The sequence below is a fragment of the Streptodolium elevatio genome (assembly GCF_053592165.1).
Genome location: NZ_JBSFVE010000044.1, coordinates 15270 through 31030, shown reverse-complemented (window position 1 = coordinate 31030; position 15761 = coordinate 15270). Strand labels below are relative to the sequence as shown.

Sequence of the window (15761 nt, the reverse complement as noted above, 5' to 3'; positions counted from 1 at the left end):
GTCCAGCACGACCCCGCCCCGCGATCAGCCCTATACCCCCAGAGCCACACGTTCAGGCGACACCATCACGGACATCAACTCACATACCGCCCTCTGAGGGCGGGGCGGGCGGAGACGGCGGGCGCAGGGGGCGAGCTGGGCGGGGCCCGCGCGGAAGGGAATCAAGTCAGGAGTCTCGTCTAGGTTTGGCCTGTGAACCACGACGCCCTGGCCGACGCCGACGCCGAGGTCGGCCATGGTGGCCAGGTACGCCGCCTTGAGACGGTCGTACCAGGGGTCCAGGTACGCGCCGGTGTCGAACCTCAGGAACGCCTCCAACGGCCTTACGTCGGCGCCGAGCTCTTCGGCGTAGGCGACGGTGGGGGTGGCGTACCAGGCCGGGCCGGTGGGGCGCTGCCCGGACGGGGTGAACGGGCTGGGCAGGCGCGGGTCAAGCTCGATGGCGGACAGGTCGACCAGCCAGCTTCCCGGGATCTTCTTGTCGAACTGCGGCCGCACGACGTGTTCGGGGCCGGACAGGCCGACCGTGAGCCGTGCGGCGGCCGCGAGGAACGCGGTGTTGATGTCCAGGCCGACCGCGAAGTCGAGCAGGCATTCGGCGTCGTCCAGGAGCTGGGGGTCGCGTACCCACTGGTACGCCTCCTCGTCGAGGAACCCGCGGTCCCAGCCTTGCGCGACGGGGTGTTCGGCGGGGGCCTCCGGCGGGGCCGGGTCGACCGCCGCGATGAGCGCACCAGAGTTGGCCTGGGACACCCACGTGCCGGTCTCGTCCTTGGCCGCGCGGGTCGGGGGGCGCAGCGCGGTCATCAGCTCCAGCCCGCACACCGCGGTCGATCCGCGCGGGGTCAGGACGCGTTCGGCGTAGACGCCCAGGACGCGGGCGAGTTCGGGGGCGGGCAGGTCGCCGGCGTCGGACCAGGCGCGGGAGTCGAGGGCGTCCCAGGACACGATCGCCAGCTGCACGCACAGACGCTGGTTGCCCTGCGCGGGGCGGTAGACGCGGGCCCACGGCCCGAACCCGCGCTTGGTCAGCTGCCACTTGGCCTTGCCGATCTGCTTGACCACGGGGTGGTCGTCCGGGAGGCGCAGGCCTCGGCGGGCCTCGGCGCCCTCTAGCCGGGCCGGGAGCCCGAGACGCACCGCGGCGGCCTCGGTGAGCACGACCAGCGGGTCGGAGTCGCGGCCGTGCCGGTGCAGGCGCTCGGCGCCGATCCCGGCGTCGGACAACGTCCACTCGACCAACTCGGGCACCGTGGTGGCGGGGCAGTTGAGCATGATGCCGCCGACGCCGTACGCGGTGCCGTCGCCGTCCAGGACCAGCAACGGGCCGTGCGCGTGCTTGCCGCTCGCGGCCGCTGACTTGGTCGCCGTGGTGGTGGGCGCGGGGGCGGTCTTGCGGGCGGGCGCCGCGACGTCGAGGGCCTGGCCGTCGCGGCGGGCGCGGCCGCGGGTTCGTCGTGTGGCGCCGGTGCGGCCGGAGCCTTCGGCGCGGCTGCGGGTGTCACCGGTGCGGCCGGTTCCGGGGCGGGGGGCGCGGGCGCTGGGTAGCGGGTGGCCCAGGCGTCGAGGAGCTTGAGGTAGGCCTCACGGCGCGGGGGGCGCGGTTCGGAACGGCCGGCCTCCCAGTTCTTCACCGTCTGGGTGGTCGATTGGAGCGCTTGGGCCAGGCGGGCCTGGGTGACTCCCGCGGCTTCTCGCAGGCGGACCCGCTCGGACGGCGGGGGCAGTTCAGGTTCGCCGGCCAAGAGTGCGTCGACGGCGGCGAACAGCTCTTCCTCGGTGGGCATACGTCACCTCCAGATATAGACCATAGCACGGTTTTATCCTTGGAATTTCTGTGATTTTATCCTTGAATTTATCCATGAAGCTGGGCGCCCGCCGAGCTCATCCGTTGTCAGCTTCCGGAGTTGGCTGCACTGATGGCCGAAGTCGTGTGCGCGGGGTCCCGGTTGTCCGGTCTCAGCTAAGTCCGGGCAGCTCCAGGGAGTGATTCGTCTGCGGGATCAGCGCCGGCGGTACCTGCGAGCATGCGGATCAGCAATCCGACGATCTCCTGGCCGGGCTGGATGACATCGACTGGGCAGCCCTGGGGCATGCATGCCCACGGCAGCGCCGAGGACGTGCCCGACCAGCTCCGGGCGGTGTGCGGGCCGGACGAGGAGGCCCGGGAGAGCGCCTTCCGAAGCCTGTTCAACAACATCTTCCACCAGGGAACCCGGTACTCGGCCCCCCATACGCCGTGCCGTTCCTGGGGTCCAGCCAAGGTGAGCCCAAAAGCCGTAACGGGATGATCGCCGCCGTCCTGCGCCGCGACGGGCGGACCGGCTCTAGAGCGAGGCCGCGACGCTGGCGCGCGTCATGTTCCTCGCCATGGCGCCGAGCGTGAACGCCGCCGCGGGCGCCGACGAGATCCTGCGGGAGATCCGGGACCAGGTCGGCGTGCTGCTGCCGCGGTGACGGTGACGGTGACGGTGACGGCGGCCGCCGCGCCGGCGACTCCGGGTGGGTGTGCGCCCCCGATCAGGCCGTCTCCACCAGGGCCGCACGCGCGGCGGCGAGGATCTCGTCGGAGAGCGGGGAGCCCTCGGTGGCCCGGGAGAGGAGCAGCGCACCGACCAAGGTGCACAGCCGGACGAGGCCTTCCTCGCCACCCTCGCTGCCGGGTGCCTCGGCGGGGGCGAGGAGCGCGGCGAAGTCGGCCACGCCCCGCGCATAGGTGCGCCGGGCCTCGCCGCCTTCGGGTTCACGCGCGATATCGGTGGCAAGTGCCGCGACCGGGCAGCCGTCCGCCGCGTTGTCGCGGTGTTCCGGGGCGAGGTAGGCGTTGATCAGGTCCCGCTGGGCGGCATCCCGGTGCTCTCCGTACTGGTCGAAGTGGGCCGCATGGCACTGGGTCCATTCGTCGATGGCGTGGGCGGTGACCTCGTCGACGAGTGCTTCTTTGGAGGCGAACTGCTTGTAGAAGGCGCCGTGGGTGAGGCCGGCCGCCTTCATGAGATCGGCGACGCTGACGTGCGTGCCCTGCTCCCGGAACAGCCGCGACGCGGTGTCCACCACCCGCCTGCGGTTCTCCTGTGCCTGCGCCTGCGATACGCGGCCCATGGCCACCTCCCGTTCTCCCGCTTGGATGTCGATTGGCATCTATCGTAGTCTGGTGCTTAGATTGGTAATGCAATCTAAACGGTGAGGGTGTCCCGACGGCTCCCGACAGAACCTGGAGCGGACATGGAACTCAAGAACGCGGTCGCAGTGGTCACCGGCGCCAACCGAGGCCTCGGACGGCATCTCGCCGCCCAGCTCGTGGAGCGCGGCGCGAAGGTCTACGCAGCGGCCCGCCGCCCCGAGACGGTGGACCTGCCGGGCGTAAGCCCGCTGCGCCTCGACGTGACGGACCCGGAGTCGATCCACGAGGCCGCCCGCATCGCCTCGGATGCGACGCTGCTGATCAACAACGCAGGCCTCGCCACCGGCGCGACGCTCATCGGCGGCGACCTGGACGACGTGCACCGCGAGATGCAGACCAACTTCGTCGGCCCGCTCATTGCGACCCGGGCCTTCGCCCCGGTCATCGAGGGCAACGGCGGCGGCGCCGTTCTCAACGTCCTGTCTGCCCTGTCCTGGTACCACCCGGCCGGCGCCGGCTCCTACGCGGCTTCCAAGGCCGCCGCCTGGGCGATGAGCGACGCGACCCGCGAGGAGCTGGCGCCCCGCGGCATCACCGTCTCGGCGCTGCACGTCGCCTACATGGACACCGACATGGCCGCCGGCGTCCCCGCCGACCAGAAGGTCTCCCCCGCCGACGTCGCGGCGCAGGCACTGCTCGGCGTCGAGGCGGGCCTGCCCGAGATCCTCGCCGACGCGGTCACCCGGCAGGTCAAGCAGAGTCTGGCCGGCACCCCCGGGACGGCCGCGGCCTGACGCCCGCCCCGCTCTTCCGTACCGGCGCGGAATGCGCCGACACGGATAACGCCAGAGACTCCCCCTCAGCGGCAGAAGTCCGTAACGGACACACCCCCTCGTCCCCACTCGTGCGGGAGACGGAACGAACGGAGATGACGATGAAGGCCTTCATGGTCGAGAAGTACGGCGACCCGACCACGGTGCGCGCCGGGGATGCACCCGACCCCCACGTGGGCGCCGAGGATGTCCTGGTCAGGATCGACGCGGCGAGCGTCAACCCGCTGGACATGAAGATCCGCGAGGGTGAGTTGAAGGCGATCGTGCCGTACCGTCTCCCGCTCGTCCTGGGCAATGACTTCGCTGGGACCGTCGTCCGTACGGGATCGTCCGTCACCCGCTTCGCGGTGGGCGATGAGGTCTACGCGCGGCCCGACAAGGACCGCATCGGCACCTTCGCCGAACTCATCGCCGTCCACCAGGACGACCTGGCCCTCAAGCCCGCCACACTCACCATGACCGAGGCCGCCTCCCTCCCCCTGGTCGCGCTGACCGCCTGGCAGGCCCTGGTCGAGCGGGCGAACGTCCAGCCGGGCCAGAAGGTCCTCATCCACGCGGGCGCCGGCGGCCTGGGATCCACCACCATCCAACTGGCCAAGGCACTGGGCGCGTACGTGGCCGCCACCGCGAGCACCGCCAAGGTCGACCTCGTCAAGGACCTCGGCGCGGACGAGGTCATCGACTACCGCACGCAGGACTTCTCCGAACTCCTCACCGGCTATGACGTCGTCCTGGACTCCCTCGGCGGCGAGACCCTCGCCAAGTCCTTGCGCGTCCTCAAGCCCGGCGGCCTGGCCATCTCCGTCGCGGGCCCGCCCGACGCGGCCACCGCCCGCGAGCTCGGCGCGAACGCGGTCATGCGCCTGGGGACGACCGTGCTCAGCGCCAAGATCCGGCGCCAGGCCAAGCGCCTCGGCGCCACCTACTCCTTCCTCTTCATGAAGGCCAGCGGCGACCAACTCCGCGAACTCACCCCCCTCATCGACGCCGGGAAGATCCGCCCCATCGTCGACCGGGTCTTCCCCTTCGACGAGACCCTCCAGGCCATGGAGTACGTCGAAAAGGGCCGCGCGAAGGCCGGCAAGGTCGTCGTCTCGATGGCGTGAGCGCAGGCACCGATCCCGCCGGACACCAGATGATCGCGCGCATCTGCGCGACCATCGCGAACAGGGCGTTCTCGTCGACCTCGGCGCGGCCGAGCTCGCGCAGCCGTCGGGCGGCGGCCTGCTGCTCCCACGCGCTGATCGGCGGCCGCGACAGCGTCCGGTACGGGACCACCACATACGCGTCGCTGTCCGGGTCCAGGGCCCAGATCCGGCTGATGTCGCGCGGGTCGCGGCGCAGCACGAACCGGCCCAGCCGCTCGCGGCGGGCGATCCAGGGCTTCAGTACGTCGCTGTAGTACTGCACGTGGTCGACCACGAACCCCGACCGGGACAGGGTCCGGTGCACCACCGGCAGGAAGTCCACCAGGAACGCGGCCACGTTGCCCACCGTCACCGGCCGGTCCGCCGCAGCGCGTTCCGCCCACGCCCCGGCCGGGGTGCGGCCGAGTATCTCGTGCACCTGGCCGTGGTACGACGCCACCGCCAACGCGAGCCACCGCTCCAGCTCCCGCAGCGTCAGCACCGCCCGCGCATCGCTGTCGTAGGCGCCGCGCTCGGCGACGTTCGAGAACGTCGTGCCCGGCAGCTCGTGCACTAATTGCATCATCGTGCCGATCAGCCGCTCCACGATCCCGCCGAAGTGCGGTAACCCGAGCGGCTGGTAGCCGAGCTTGATGCCGTGTTGGTCGCAGCCCGCGGCGCAAGGTCTCGCTCTTGAACTCCGCGGCGTTGTCGACGAACAGCGTGTGCGGCTTCCCGCTCATCGGCCAACCGCGTCCGCCAGGCCCACCGTGTCTCGCGCCGCGAGCGGCCGGATCACCTCCGCCTGCCGGACCGCCGTGGCCCATACATCGGCGGGCGCGGTCAGCACCCCGCGCTCGGTCACCGACCCGCCCGCCATCCCGGAACCTCCTGCCGCGCACGCAAGTACGGCCAAAACGATCGCAGAGCACACGACTTCGGACTGTCCGGAGAACCACAGCCCCCTGCACACGAGGGCGAACACCCAGCTCACCCGTGCAAGCGACTACGGACATTCACAGGGGAGAGCGAACACGCCCAGGCCCAGGGGCCGCCGGGCGCCTTACCTGCGGACGAGGCGCGGCAGCGGCCGGTGGCGCGGATCCTGCCGAAGTGGACCTCGGCGGCGGCTCACGCGCAGCCAGTGGTGGTACTGGTAGCCGGCCAACCAGGCGCGGGCAAGACCGTGACCGGTGACCTGGTCCAGGCGGCGCTGGAGCGGCGCGGCCCGGTAGTGCGGGTATGCAGCGACCTGTACAAGGCGGCCCACCCCTCCTATGCCGAGCTCCTGGCGGAGGATGTGCGGCTTGCCGGGATCGGGGTGCGCGGGGACGTACGTCGGCGTCAGGCCGAAGTCGAGGAACATGTGCGGGTTCACCGCCTGGACGCGGTGGTCGAGACAGCGCTGGCCGATGCCGACCAGGCGCGAGCCGCGTCGGTGGCCTACCGGGCGGCGGGGCACCAGGTCGAGCTGGTGGTGGTCGCGACCGCGCCGGCGGCGAGCGCGCAGGGCATCCTGGACCGCTACCTCGCCGGGCACGCGGACGGCGGCGGCCGGTGGGTGTCGTGGGAGAACCACGACACTTGCGTGGCCGGACTGCTGACCACGCTCGCGGTGGTCGAGGACGAGCGCCTGGTCGACCGGGTCACCGTCGTGCGCCGCGACCACACGGTGCTCTACACCAACCACCTGAACAGTGCCGGTCGGTGGACCGGCGTGCCGGGCGCTGCGGCGGTGGTCGGCGCCGAGCACCGGCGGTGGTGGACAGCCCCGGAGACGGCCGCGTTCCGGCTCGGGGTGACGCTGTCGGACCGGCGGCTGCACCGCGAGGTCGCGGACGAGGACCGGCGTCTGGCCGTGCAGCGGGACGCCGAACGCGCGGCGGCGCTCGCCGAGCCGGTGCGCCGGACCGCGCAGGCCATCCTGGAGGCGCCAGGGGTGCACTACCACCGGCTCTCGCCCGCCGAGCACCGCTGGACGTTCGACGCGCTGATCGTGCCTGGCTACCTGGCGGACATCACCGCGCACGACCAGCCGGTGACCACCTACGTGATGGGGCAGCCCGGAGCCGGGAAGACGGATGCCGCGTATCTGGTGCGCCGCGCGGCGCGGCACCGCCGCCCCGTCAAAATCACCGGCGACGACTTCAAGAACCTGCATCCCGACTACTCGAACCTCCTCCTCGAGGAGCCGCGTACCGCCGGCGCCCGGATCCGCGCGGAATACACCGCCTGGCAGCGCCAAGCCGAGGCGTACGTGCGCCAGCACCGCGGCGACATGACCATCGAGATCTCCCCCGGGAACGCCGACCAGTTCCTCGACTGCGCCCGCGCCGACCGCGCCGCCGCGCGGCGCATCGAACTGGTCGTCCTCGGCGTCCGGGCCGCAGACAGCCGCCAGGGCGCCGCGGCCCGGTACGCACGGCTGTCTCGTACGGGACCCGCGAGGTTCACCGCCGCCGCCGGACACAACACCTGCTTCGCCGCGATCCCCGCCGCGATCGTGGCGGCCGAGCAGGCCCGGCTGGTCGACGCGGTCACCGTGCTGCACCGCGACCGCACCGCCGCGTACCGCAACGAACGCGCCCCGGACGGCTCGTGGCGGTGCCGGGTCGGGGCGGTGCCCGCATTGCTTGCGGAACGCCACCGCCCCTACACCACCCCGGACGCGGTGCGGTTCCTCGGCGTGCAGCGGCGCCTGGTCGCCGAATTGCCGCAGTACCGGTTCGAACTGCGCGACATCACCCGCCTGGCCTGGCCGCTGCTGCCCGCCGACTTGTGCCCCGGAACGCTCACCCGGCCGACCAGCCGCGCCGCACTACCCGTGCGCGCGCGGACCTCAGCGGGGGGCTACGCCTCGAACAGGTCGCTCAGCCGCGCCTCGTAGTCCGCGGCGATCCGCCCCAAGTCGGCCGGGTCGGCGTCTGCCAGGCGGCGCTGGTCGGCCAGGCACGCCGCCAGGCCGTCCAGCAAGCGCTGCAGCCGCGTCTGGTCGGGTGCCGCGGCGCGTTGCTCGTCGGCGAGTTGCGTGCGGCACCAGCGGATCACCCGCCCGATCGCGGCGTCGGCATCCGCATGGCTGACCGGTTCTGCAGGTTTGTCGGACACGGTGGGCCGCCTCGGTTGTTCTCATCGCTGTGCCGACGGATTCTCCTCAGCGCAGAGGCCTGTCGGCAATCCGGAGCACCAGATGTCGGCCGGATGCGTACAGAGATCGCGAACCTCAAGAGGCCGACAGGACGACGATGGTGCGCTACGGCACGCGGACGATGGCCTGAGACGCGAACCACTGAACCAGGGCCACCGCGAGGTGGACGCCGGCGCGTGCGGCTTCGAGCGTTTCCGGCGTGGTGACGGCGCGGTTTCCGTGCCGGGATGTCTGGCCTTCCCACAGCGTGCGCATCATGGCCTCAGCGGTATCCACGGTCGCCGCGTTCGAACCGTCGGGGATGGCCCCGGCGAACTTGGCCTTGTTCGCCTTGAGTTCGCCCAGCATCGTGCCCAGAGTCGCCTTCGCATGGTTCGGCTGGATCACCGCGTGTGCCGCAGCCTCCACCGCCTTGATGGTCTCGCTGTACGCACGGGTCGGATCCGGACGCAGACCGTACGCCGCAGACCACGCCGCAGCCAGATGCTCGGCAGCGGACCCGGTGTCGGCGTCGGCTTCCGCCGTTGCCCGTGCCGTAGCCGCGGCTTCAATGACGGTCGGGTCTACGCGGAACTCCAGTCCACGGCCGTCTTCACGGACGCGGTACGCAGAACCGGCATCGTCCAGGAGCCTTGTCAGGGTTCCCACCGGACTTCCGGGATCGCGAAGGCCGGGTCCCCACAGTTCGGGGGAACGGGCGGAAGGCACGTTGATGTTGCGCAGGGCGTGGAGGGCGTGCTCCTCCTGAACCCAATCGTCAGTGACCCCCATGTCCAGCGCGGCGTCGACGGCGTCGATGAGGAAGAGCCCCGTGTGGTCGTCGGGATACCTGGACTGCCAGGCCTGGGGCGAAGTCAGCGATGCCACGCGCAGGCGAAGGTGGATGCGCCCGGCCATGTCGTCGCTGACGAACTCCTGGAGCCAGTTGCGAACAGGCCCTTCAAAGTGGCGCGGGACCCCTTCGAAGAGCGTGTCGGCGGGCTCGGGCGCGGCACCGGTACGCGCCGACAAAGGGCGCCACGAGTTGAGGCTCATAGCCGGAGACGGTAGTTCCACCAGGTCTTCGGCGCCTCCCCTTTCCGGACCCGCCCAAGCCAGCGAACACCGCGCGTAAGTTGGTCGCATCAATCGATCAACTGAACAGGACGTGGGAATCTTACGGGCCGAGCCCGTTGTGCTGTGCGCGGTGCCAGCTTGTTCGCGCGTTCACCCCGGATGCGCTGGCCATGCCTCGCCAACACCCCATCCAAAGACGGCTGAACAGTCAAGAACGCAGCACGGCGGCAGGAGGCATTCCGGTGTCCACGGCCTCGCCTGGAAGCGGTGGACCAACCGTTCGAGGCTCCTGGGCCGGGCGCTGTACCAGTGCGCACGCCCACGCCTTGGGTGCCCGCGCGGCCACGCCGCACGCCGCCGCCACAGGACTGCTCACCGCACTGCACGAGTGCGGATGGGCCACCCGCACACACGAGCAGCAGACGCCGGTGACGCCGGACAAACGCGCGGCGCGCACATACCACCGGCTGACACCGGATGGCCGCCACGGAGTGGCAGCCATCGCCGACGCAGCCCGCCGCGTCCGCGCGGAACTGGGATCGGTGCCGCTGTACACATGACGCCAGGCACACCAGCGAGCCTCCGACGACGGCTGCGCAGGCCGCTTCACGCAGTTCAGCCACACAGCCGCCGGGCCTGACGGTCTGGTGGCACTGCTCCCCGGGGATCACGCTGACAGTTGGTGTCTGGTGCGTGCGGCCTTGGTTCCGTCGCCGACACGTGCGCCTCGGTGCACGCAGCGCCGGTGGGGCTGACGGTCGGGTCAGCGGACGGTTGCTCGGTCCTCGGGGAGAGGGAAGTAGGTCTCCGTCAAGGCGAGGCCGGGCGTTTCCTCAAAGTGCAGGTGCTCAAGCTGAACCGGGGGCAGTTCAAAGACGATCACTGAGCCTAGAAGCACCTTCCAGTGGGCGGCGTCGGGGAAGTCCCTCTGTCTGGCGCCGAGTTGCGTCGGAGACGTGGGTGTCGCGTCTCGGAGGACGTGCTCAGCAAGTGACGTCTGCCTGACGTTCAAGTGACGTTTGGGTGACGTCGGCACCGTCACCCGTACTGGCTTTGACCTGCGGTTTCCTGGCGAAAATCTGGAGACCACCTACCGATTGGCCCCTGTTGCTCGGGTCGTGGTCAGCCGAGCCAGGACACGTCCAGAACGTTGATCAGCTGCCGTACCCGGTTCACCCAGAACACGACGACGAGCGGGCGGACGGAGCCCTGCGCATGTCTTCGCCGTCGGGGTCGGTGGGGTCCCTCTACGCCGTCCCTGCGGGCGCGGGAAGCGATGTCGGGGGCGTCGCGGGTCATCTCCTGGGCCTGGGCGGGATCGGCTAGTTTCGTTCGAGTTTCAATGAGTGGCATGTTTATGCCATGCCGTTGTTTGTCCTGCCGTTATGCCCGAGGGTGTTGCTCAGTTCCAGTCAACGAACTGCGGAGTGCACATGCGGAACAAGTTAAATGCCATGGTGGTCGCGGTGGCTCTCGCTACGGGGACGGCTGCAACTGTGACTACGGCTGACGGCGTAGCGCTGCGGCCTCCTGGTGGCGGCGAATCCTGCGCCACTGGCGCGTCCGGGAAAATGACGGGGTGGGCCCGATGTACCAATAATAATGCTCACACTATCGAGTTTCGGGCTGTCGTGATCTGCGGGCGTGGCTACGACGTGGCTGGGCCATGGCTCACGATCGGGCCTGGTGAGACCGAGACTTCGTCTGCGACCTGCTACGCCGGCAGCTCGGGAGTGGGCGGGGTCGGTGCCGAGATCGAAGACCTCTGACCGTAGTCAACAGACCAAGGGGTAACTCATGATCTCCAGGTTTGCGTGCCGAATTTCATCGGCTCTTGTCGCTGGTGGTATCGCCTTGTCCGCAACACCGGCACACGGGGCGGTAATGCGTCCTCCCGGTGGCGGCGAGGAGTGCAGCGAATCGGTCCTCGACGGCGGGACGGGAGGGCGGGTGATCTGTAAGAACAACAACGGCCATTCCATCGAGTTCCGGGCGGTCGTCGTCTGCGGATGGGCCCCCGATGCCAAGGGTCCGTGGGTCACTCTTGCTCCGGGGAAGCGAGGAAACTCGGCCTCATGGTGTGCGGGCGGAACCGGTGTTGGCGCCGTGATCACTGACGTCCGCGACCTGTAAGGTCATGTCTCACGTGGTGATTTTGGTGAGTTTCTTGTAGCAGGTCAGGGCTGCGGCGAGGCCGAGGAACGCGAGGAAGTGGCTGGCTTTGCGTTTGTATCGGACGGTGAGGCGGCGGTAGCTGAACAGCCAGGCGATGGTGCGTTCGATCTTCCAGCGGTGCCGTCCCAGCCGCTCGGAGGACTCGACGCCCGGCCGCGCGATCCGGACGGCGATGCCGCGTCCGCGCAGCCAGGAGCGGTTCTCGGCCGAGTGGTACGCCTTGTCGGCGCGGAGCTTGCCGGGCCGCCTGCGAGGCGGTCCGCGGCGGGACCGGACGGCCGGTATGCCGCGTACCAAAGGCTTGAGCGTCAGGACGTCGTTGGTGTTCGCTGCGGACACCCCGACCACGACGGGGATGCCCTGGGCGTCGGACAGGACGTGCAGCTTGCTGCCGGGTTTGCCGCGGTCGACCGGGTTCGGCCCGGTCAGCGCACCCCCCTTTTCGCCCGCACCGACGCGGCGCCCACGATCGCCGAGGCCCAGTCGAGCCCACCGCGGGCACCCAGTTCGTCGAGTACGGCCCGGTGCAGTCGCCGCCACAGCCCCACCTCGGTCCACGCCGCAAACCGGCGGTGCGCGGTCGCCGGCGACACCCCGAACGACGGCGGCAGATGCCGCCACGCACACCCGCTGGTCAACACGAACACCACCGCGGTGAACACCGCCCGCTCGTCCGCCGGAGCAGTCCCACCGCCCTGCGGGCGCGAGGCGAACGGCGGCAACAACGGGCGTACCAGGAGCCAAAGTTCGTCCGGGACCAACCGCAAAGACAGATCAACAGCCACAAAGAACCATCATGCCGCAGGCCATGAACTCACCACATGAGACATGCTCTTAGGCCGGTCGGGTCGCTCAGCGTAACGGGGTTGCCGTTGGCGTAGGAGTACCCGTGCATCTGCTGGGGATCGCTGAGTTGCATCACTGGGTCGACGCTGATGAAGCGGCCGAGTCCGGGGTCGTATTCGCGGGCGCCGATGTGGGTCAGACCGGTGGAGTCCTCGGGTTTGCCGAGGTAGCCCTTGTCGTCGGGCCAGGTGGTGGGCTGGGTCCCGCGGTCCTCGCCGTAGGGCTTTTGGGCGCGGCGGGTGACGGCGAGCGTGGTGGCGTCGAGTGTGGTGGTGGCAAGTGCCATGGTGGTCGCTGGCCAGGTAGGCGAGCTTGTTGACACCCGCGGCGTCCGTGGTCCGGATGACGGTCGGGGTACCTGCGGGCCCGGCGTAGTAGCGAGTGCCGGTGACCTTCTGGCTCGAGAGGGTGAGCGTCAGTTCGGTGGCGCCGCTCGGCGGCCGAACAGACCTGCCCGTCGGCCCCCGTCTCACCGTCCTCGACCGCGACTACGGCGAACTGGCCGTGGCAGAGCTACCGTTGTGACCAAGCGGCCTGCACTCCCACCGAACCGGGAAAGGCCTGCACCGTCGACGGTCCACACAAGGAAAGCGGGCGGGAGTCCTTGCCGCCCATGATCGCCCTGCCTTTCCCGGTCGCGGCTCACCGAGGGACCAGCCCCACACGGCAGTTGGCAAAGCACGCGGGAGCCAGACCGCGGCCGCGCGGCCGGCGGGCGAGAAGCCGAGCAACGCCCGGCCAGGCAAAGCCCGGCCGCAGCCCGCCGACGCCGCGTGGCGGCACTGCACGCGGGACCGCCCCGGTCACGCCCCTGCCCGTGCGGCCTGGCCCCTTCGCGCAGCACCGCCAGGGAGCGCCGGTCCGCCGTCCGGTTCCGGGACGGGGATCCGCGCCTGCTCCAACCCGCGTTCCAAGGGCCTCGCCGGGGTCGACCGGCTCACCGCGCTCCGCTGCGTACAGCGCGGCCGGGTCCAACAGCACCTTGAGGCTGTCCCGGTCCACGACGTCCCCGCTGTCCGGGGTGATCTGCAGTCCCATGCACGGGTCAACGAGGCAGCCGCCGCCCCTCGGCTCAACAACCGCAGCCTCTCGTACCGGGTGGCGATCGCCCTGATCGACTTCACCGTCCCCGGCGGCGTCGACATCCGCCATGTCGGGCCGTACAGCGGCAATCACGTCGAAGCACGCCCGATGCTGCACTCCAACGGCGCTGAGCCGAGCCCCCGCAGGACACGCACTGATGCAGAGGCTCCTGGCCGCGGCGTGGCCCTGCTAGTACCATCAGGGCCATGAGTGAGCCGAAAGCCATCAACCTCCGGTTCCCCGACCCCGGTCAGCGCGCCGCGATCGCCGCCGCGGCCAAGGCCGAGGGTGTGAGCATGCAGGAGTACATCCTCGGCGCCGCGTACGCCCGCGCGACCGCGCTGGAAGGACGCTTCCTCGACGCGTTCCGCGCCTCCCAGGCTCGCAGCGGCGACGCGTTCACCCGCGAACCCGGCGACACCGACCCCACCATGGAGCAGCGCACGGCCGAAGCCGACGCGCGGCGCGAACTCGCCCGCCACGGCGAGGGCCACGCCGCGTGAACGAGGCGCACCCCCCGCACCTGGACGTCACGTTCCTCCTGCACGCCGCGGAACTGCTGCCCGGCGACCCGCAGGTCGACGACCTCGGCCCGCTCTACGCCGCCGTGGCCCGCGTCCATGCCCACGCCATGGACCACGACGTGTACGGATCCGACCACCTCAAAGCCGCCGCCCTCCTGCACACCCTGGTCCGGCTGCCCTGCCTGGAACACTCCAACGAAGCGTTCTCCTGGCACGCCGCCGAAGCCTTCCTCGCCCTCCACGGACACCACCTCGACTACCCGCCCAAACACGCCGTCGCCCTCGTCCGCGACACCGCCCACGGCACCGTCGGCGTCCAACAGATCGCGCGCCAACTCCGCACCTGGACCACCCCACACTGACCCACACAGCGACAACGGCTACGACTACGGGCACGGCCACGGCCACGGCCACGGCCACGGCCAAACAGCCGGCCACGACGCCCCGTTCGGGGCACCGACACGACGGCGAGAACGGGTGCGTGAGACTGCGAAACCATCAACTCGAGGCTGCCGACGCCGACGCCATCGTCCGCGGACTCGACGCCCCACCCTGACCGGGCTGCGCCTCCAGCGCCTGGAAGCGCTGGGCATGGTGTGGGACCACGCCGACGCCGCCTTCGACGAGGGCCTGGCGGCCGCGCGGGTCTACTTCGCCGACCACGGCACCCTCGCCGCCCCCAGGACCGCGACCGCGCCGGACCTGCCGGTGGGACATTGGCTGTCCAACCAGCGCCTACCCGAGCCATCCCGGATAGACTAGAATCCGCTTCACACAACCTCTGACCTGCACAGATACCGCACCGCTGCTGGAGTATTAGGCGGAGGCGGAGGCCACGAAAAACGGAATGGCGATGAAGAAGCGGCCGGTATCGGCGCGTCGGCGCTGTTCGGCGAGCCACTCGTCGGCCTGGTCACGGCTGACGGCGCCGCTGACGCAGGCCGGATCAGCGAGCCTCGCCAGCAACGACAGCATCGCGGGATCGGTGAACATGCTGGTGTGCACCTCGACCATGACATCGTCGAAGCCGCCGTCCAGGAGCAGGCTGCGGTACTGGCGGCCGGCGCGGGGCGTGCCCAGGAGGTCGGCGCGGGCGTGCACGATCGTGCGGGTGAGCGCCGCGTCGTCCGAGTCGATCATGATGGCGTCCCAGTCCTGTCCGACCAGGACGATCCTGCCGCCCCGGCAGAGGACGCGCCGCGCTTCCGCCACCGCCCGCGCCGGCTCCTGAAGTACGTGGAAGACCTTGTCGGCACGGTAGCCGTGCACGCTTCCGTCGGCGAACGGCAGATCCTCCGCCCCTGCCTCCCGGAACTCGGCCTCCGACCACCGCTCCCGGGCCACGGTCAGCATCCAGGAGTCGGGGTCCACACCCACCGCGTGGACGCCGCGTTCGGCCAGCTCGGCGACGGCGCGTCCGGCGCCGCAGCCGACGTCCAGGACGGTCGAGCCCGGGACGGGAGACAGCAGTTCGTAGGAGCGGGCCCGCAGCCGAGTGGCGCTCGGCATCTGGTCCGCAGCGTCGAGGACGGCCAGCAGCGCTTCGGTGTCGCGGTGCGCTTCCACCGCTTCCTGATTCTTGGACATGGACGTCATGCTGCGACTTAATGTCGGCATGAAGTCAAGCGAAGACGGCGGCGTCGGCACGTTGAGCATCGGCGCTTTCGCGGCACGGTTCGGTCTGGCCACGCACGTGCTGCGGCATTGGGAGACGATGGGCCTGCTGCACCCGGGACGGGACGCCGGCGGGCGCCGCCGCTACGGTGCGGACGACCTCACCCGCGTGGCGACGATCCTCGCCATGAAGAAGGCCGGCCTTGGCCTGAACACCATCAGGAGCCTGTC

The 15761-nt window shown here is 70.4% G+C and carries 15 protein-coding genes and 3 pseudogenes; 8 read left to right on the top strand and 10 right to left on the bottom strand.

Annotated elements, in window-relative coordinates; translation table 11 throughout:
* Window positions 1–30: 30 nt before the first annotated feature.
* The 3 genes and pseudogenes from tap to ACWD12_RS39650 form a co-directional block, all read right to left on the bottom strand.
* A complete protein-coding gene (gene tap / locus ACWD12_RS39660) occupies window positions 31–1560 on the bottom strand; it encodes a telomere-associated protein Tap (protein WP_450103720.1) in 1530 nt (509 codons plus the stop codon).
* A gap of 59 nt (window positions 1561–1619) precedes the next feature.
* Window positions 1620–1787, bottom strand: a pseudogene (locus ACWD12_RS39655) (helix-turn-helix domain-containing protein); the annotation flags it as partial.
* Window positions 1788–2520: 733 nt separating this feature from the next.
* Entirely contained in the window at window positions 2521–3102 is a 582-nt protein-coding gene (locus ACWD12_RS39650) for a TetR family transcriptional regulator (protein WP_450103719.1), read from the bottom strand.
* 123 nt (window positions 3103–3225) lie between these two features.
* Here ACWD12_RS39650 and ACWD12_RS39645 point away from each other — a divergent pair, with 123 nt between their 5' ends.
* Window positions 3226–3918, top strand: coding sequence for an SDR family oxidoreductase (locus ACWD12_RS39645; RefSeq protein ID WP_450103716.1), 693 nt, complete (start codon window positions 3226–3228; stop codon window positions 3916–3918).
* Window positions 3919–4058: 140 nt separating this feature from the next.
* A complete protein-coding gene (locus ACWD12_RS39640; protein WP_450103718.1) occupies window positions 4059–5063 on the top strand; it encodes an NADP-dependent oxidoreductase in 1005 nt (334 codons plus the stop codon).
* Between the two features lie 184 nt (window positions 5064–5247).
* Here ACWD12_RS39640 and ACWD12_RS39635 read toward each other — a convergent pair.
* Window positions 5248–5667 (bottom strand): annotated as a pseudogene (locus ACWD12_RS39635) (Mu transposase C-terminal domain-containing protein); the annotation flags it as partial.
* A gap of 156 nt (window positions 5668–5823) precedes the next feature.
* Window positions 5824–5964 carry a hypothetical protein gene (locus ACWD12_RS39630; RefSeq protein WP_450103715.1) on the bottom strand — a complete coding sequence of 47 codons (141 nt, stop codon included), beginning with the start codon at window positions 5962–5964 and terminating at the stop codon, window positions 5824–5826.
* 213 nt (window positions 5965–6177) lie between these two features.
* Between ACWD12_RS39630 and ACWD12_RS39625 the strand changes: the two genes are divergently transcribed.
* Window positions 6178–7971, top strand: a complete 1794-nt coding sequence (locus tag ACWD12_RS39625) for a zeta toxin family protein (RefSeq protein ID WP_450103714.1) — start codon at window positions 6178–6180, stop codon at window positions 7969–7971.
* On the opposite strand, the gene ACWD12_RS39620 is transcribed toward ACWD12_RS39625, so the two are convergent.
* The 4 genes from ACWD12_RS39620 to ACWD12_RS39605 all read right to left on the bottom strand — a co-directional run bounded on the left by ACWD12_RS39620 (window position 7935) and on the right by ACWD12_RS39605 (window position 12595).
* A complete protein-coding gene (locus tag ACWD12_RS39620) occupies window positions 7935–8192 on the bottom strand; it encodes a hypothetical protein (RefSeq protein WP_450103713.1) in 258 nt (85 codons plus the stop codon). The two genes, ACWD12_RS39625 and ACWD12_RS39620, sit on opposite strands and share 37 nt — an antisense overlap.
* A 145-nt stretch (window positions 8193–8337) precedes the next feature.
* A complete protein-coding gene (locus ACWD12_RS39615; protein ID WP_450103712.1) occupies window positions 8338–9267 on the bottom strand; it encodes a hypothetical protein in 930 nt (309 codons plus the stop codon).
* A 2163-nt stretch (window positions 9268–11430) separates the two neighbouring features.
* Window positions 11431–12236, bottom strand: a protein-coding gene (locus ACWD12_RS39610; protein WP_450103717.1) for an IS5 family transposase whose coding sequence is annotated in 2 segments (ribosomal slippage) — window positions 11431–11898 and window positions 11901–12236 — 804 coding nt in all. Because the reading frame shifts where the segments join, the coding sequence is not laid out codon by codon here.
* A gap of 41 nt (window positions 12237–12277) precedes the next feature.
* A complete protein-coding gene (locus ACWD12_RS39605; RefSeq protein ID WP_450103711.1) occupies window positions 12278–12595 on the bottom strand; it encodes an RHS repeat-associated core domain-containing protein in 318 nt (105 codons plus the stop codon).
* 101 nt (window positions 12596–12696) lie between these two features.
* Between ACWD12_RS39605 and ACWD12_RS39600 the strand changes: the two genes are divergently transcribed.
* From ACWD12_RS39600 to ACWD12_RS39585, 4 genes are all read left to right on the top strand, one after another.
* On the top strand, window positions 12697–12834 hold the full coding sequence (locus ACWD12_RS39600) for a hypothetical protein (protein ID WP_450103710.1): 138 nt from the start codon (window positions 12697–12699) through the stop codon (window positions 12832–12834).
* A gap of 764 nt (window positions 12835–13598) precedes the next feature.
* A complete protein-coding gene (locus tag ACWD12_RS39595; RefSeq protein ID WP_358362516.1) occupies window positions 13599–13895 on the top strand; it encodes a hypothetical protein in 297 nt (98 codons plus the stop codon).
* Window positions 13892–14278, top strand: a complete 387-nt coding sequence (locus ACWD12_RS39590; protein ID WP_450103709.1) for a fic family toxin-antitoxin system, toxin component — start codon at window positions 13892–13894, stop codon at window positions 14276–14278. The genes ACWD12_RS39595 and ACWD12_RS39590 overlap by 4 nt, the downstream gene beginning before the upstream one ends.
* 229 nt (window positions 14279–14507) lie before the next feature.
* Window positions 14508–14678: a helicase associated domain-containing protein gene (locus tag ACWD12_RS39585; protein WP_450103708.1), complete on the top strand. Its 171-nt coding sequence runs from the start codon at window positions 14508–14510 to the stop codon at window positions 14676–14678.
* Between the two features lie 54 nt (window positions 14679–14732).
* On the opposite strand, the gene ACWD12_RS39580 is transcribed toward ACWD12_RS39585, so the two are convergent.
* A complete protein-coding gene (locus ACWD12_RS39580) occupies window positions 14733–15503 on the bottom strand; it encodes a methyltransferase domain-containing protein (protein WP_450103707.1) in 771 nt (256 codons plus the stop codon).
* On the opposite strand from ACWD12_RS39580, the pseudogene ACWD12_RS39575 reads away from it, so the two are divergent.
* Window positions 15502–15699: pseudogene (locus tag ACWD12_RS39575) on the top strand (MerR family transcriptional regulator); the annotation flags it as partial. The gene ACWD12_RS39580 and the pseudogene ACWD12_RS39575 sit on opposite strands and share 2 nt — an antisense overlap.
* Window positions 15700–15761 lie beyond the last annotated feature (62 nt).

What these genes read in the sequence shown, in the direction of transcription:
- ACWD12_RS39650 (WP_450103719.1), bottom strand. Translation starts at nt 3,102, where the DNA reads ATGGGCCGCGTATCGCAGGCGCAGGCACAGGAGAACCGCAGGCGGGTG.
- ACWD12_RS39645 (WP_450103716.1), top strand. Translation starts at nt 3,226, where the DNA reads ATGGAACTCAAGAACGCGGTCGCAGTGGTCACCGGCGCCAACCGAGGC.
- ACWD12_RS39640 (WP_450103718.1), top strand. Translation starts at nt 4,059, where the DNA reads ATGAAGGCCTTCATGGTCGAGAAGTACGGCGACCCGACCACGGTGCGC.
- ACWD12_RS39630 (WP_450103715.1), bottom strand. Translation starts at nt 5,964, where the DNA reads ATGGCGGGCGGGTCGGTGACCGAGCGCGGGGTGCTGACCGCGCCCGCC.
- ACWD12_RS39615 (WP_450103712.1), bottom strand. Translation starts at nt 9,267, where the DNA reads ATGAGCCTCAACTCGTGGCGCCCTTTGTCGGCGCGTACCGGTGCCGCG.
- ACWD12_RS39605 (WP_450103711.1), bottom strand. Translation starts at nt 12,595, where the DNA reads ATGGCACTTGCCACCACCACACTCGACGCCACCACGCTCGCCGTCACC.
- ACWD12_RS39595 (WP_358362516.1), top strand. Translation starts at nt 13,599, where the DNA reads ATGAGTGAGCCGAAAGCCATCAACCTCCGGTTCCCCGACCCCGGTCAG.
- ACWD12_RS39585 (WP_450103708.1), top strand. Translation starts at nt 14,508, where the DNA reads ATGGTGTGGGACCACGCCGACGCCGCCTTCGACGAGGGCCTGGCGGCC.
- ACWD12_RS39580 (WP_450103707.1), bottom strand. Translation starts at nt 15,503, where the DNA reads ATGTCCAAGAATCAGGAAGCGGTGGAAGCGCACCGCGACACCGAAGCG.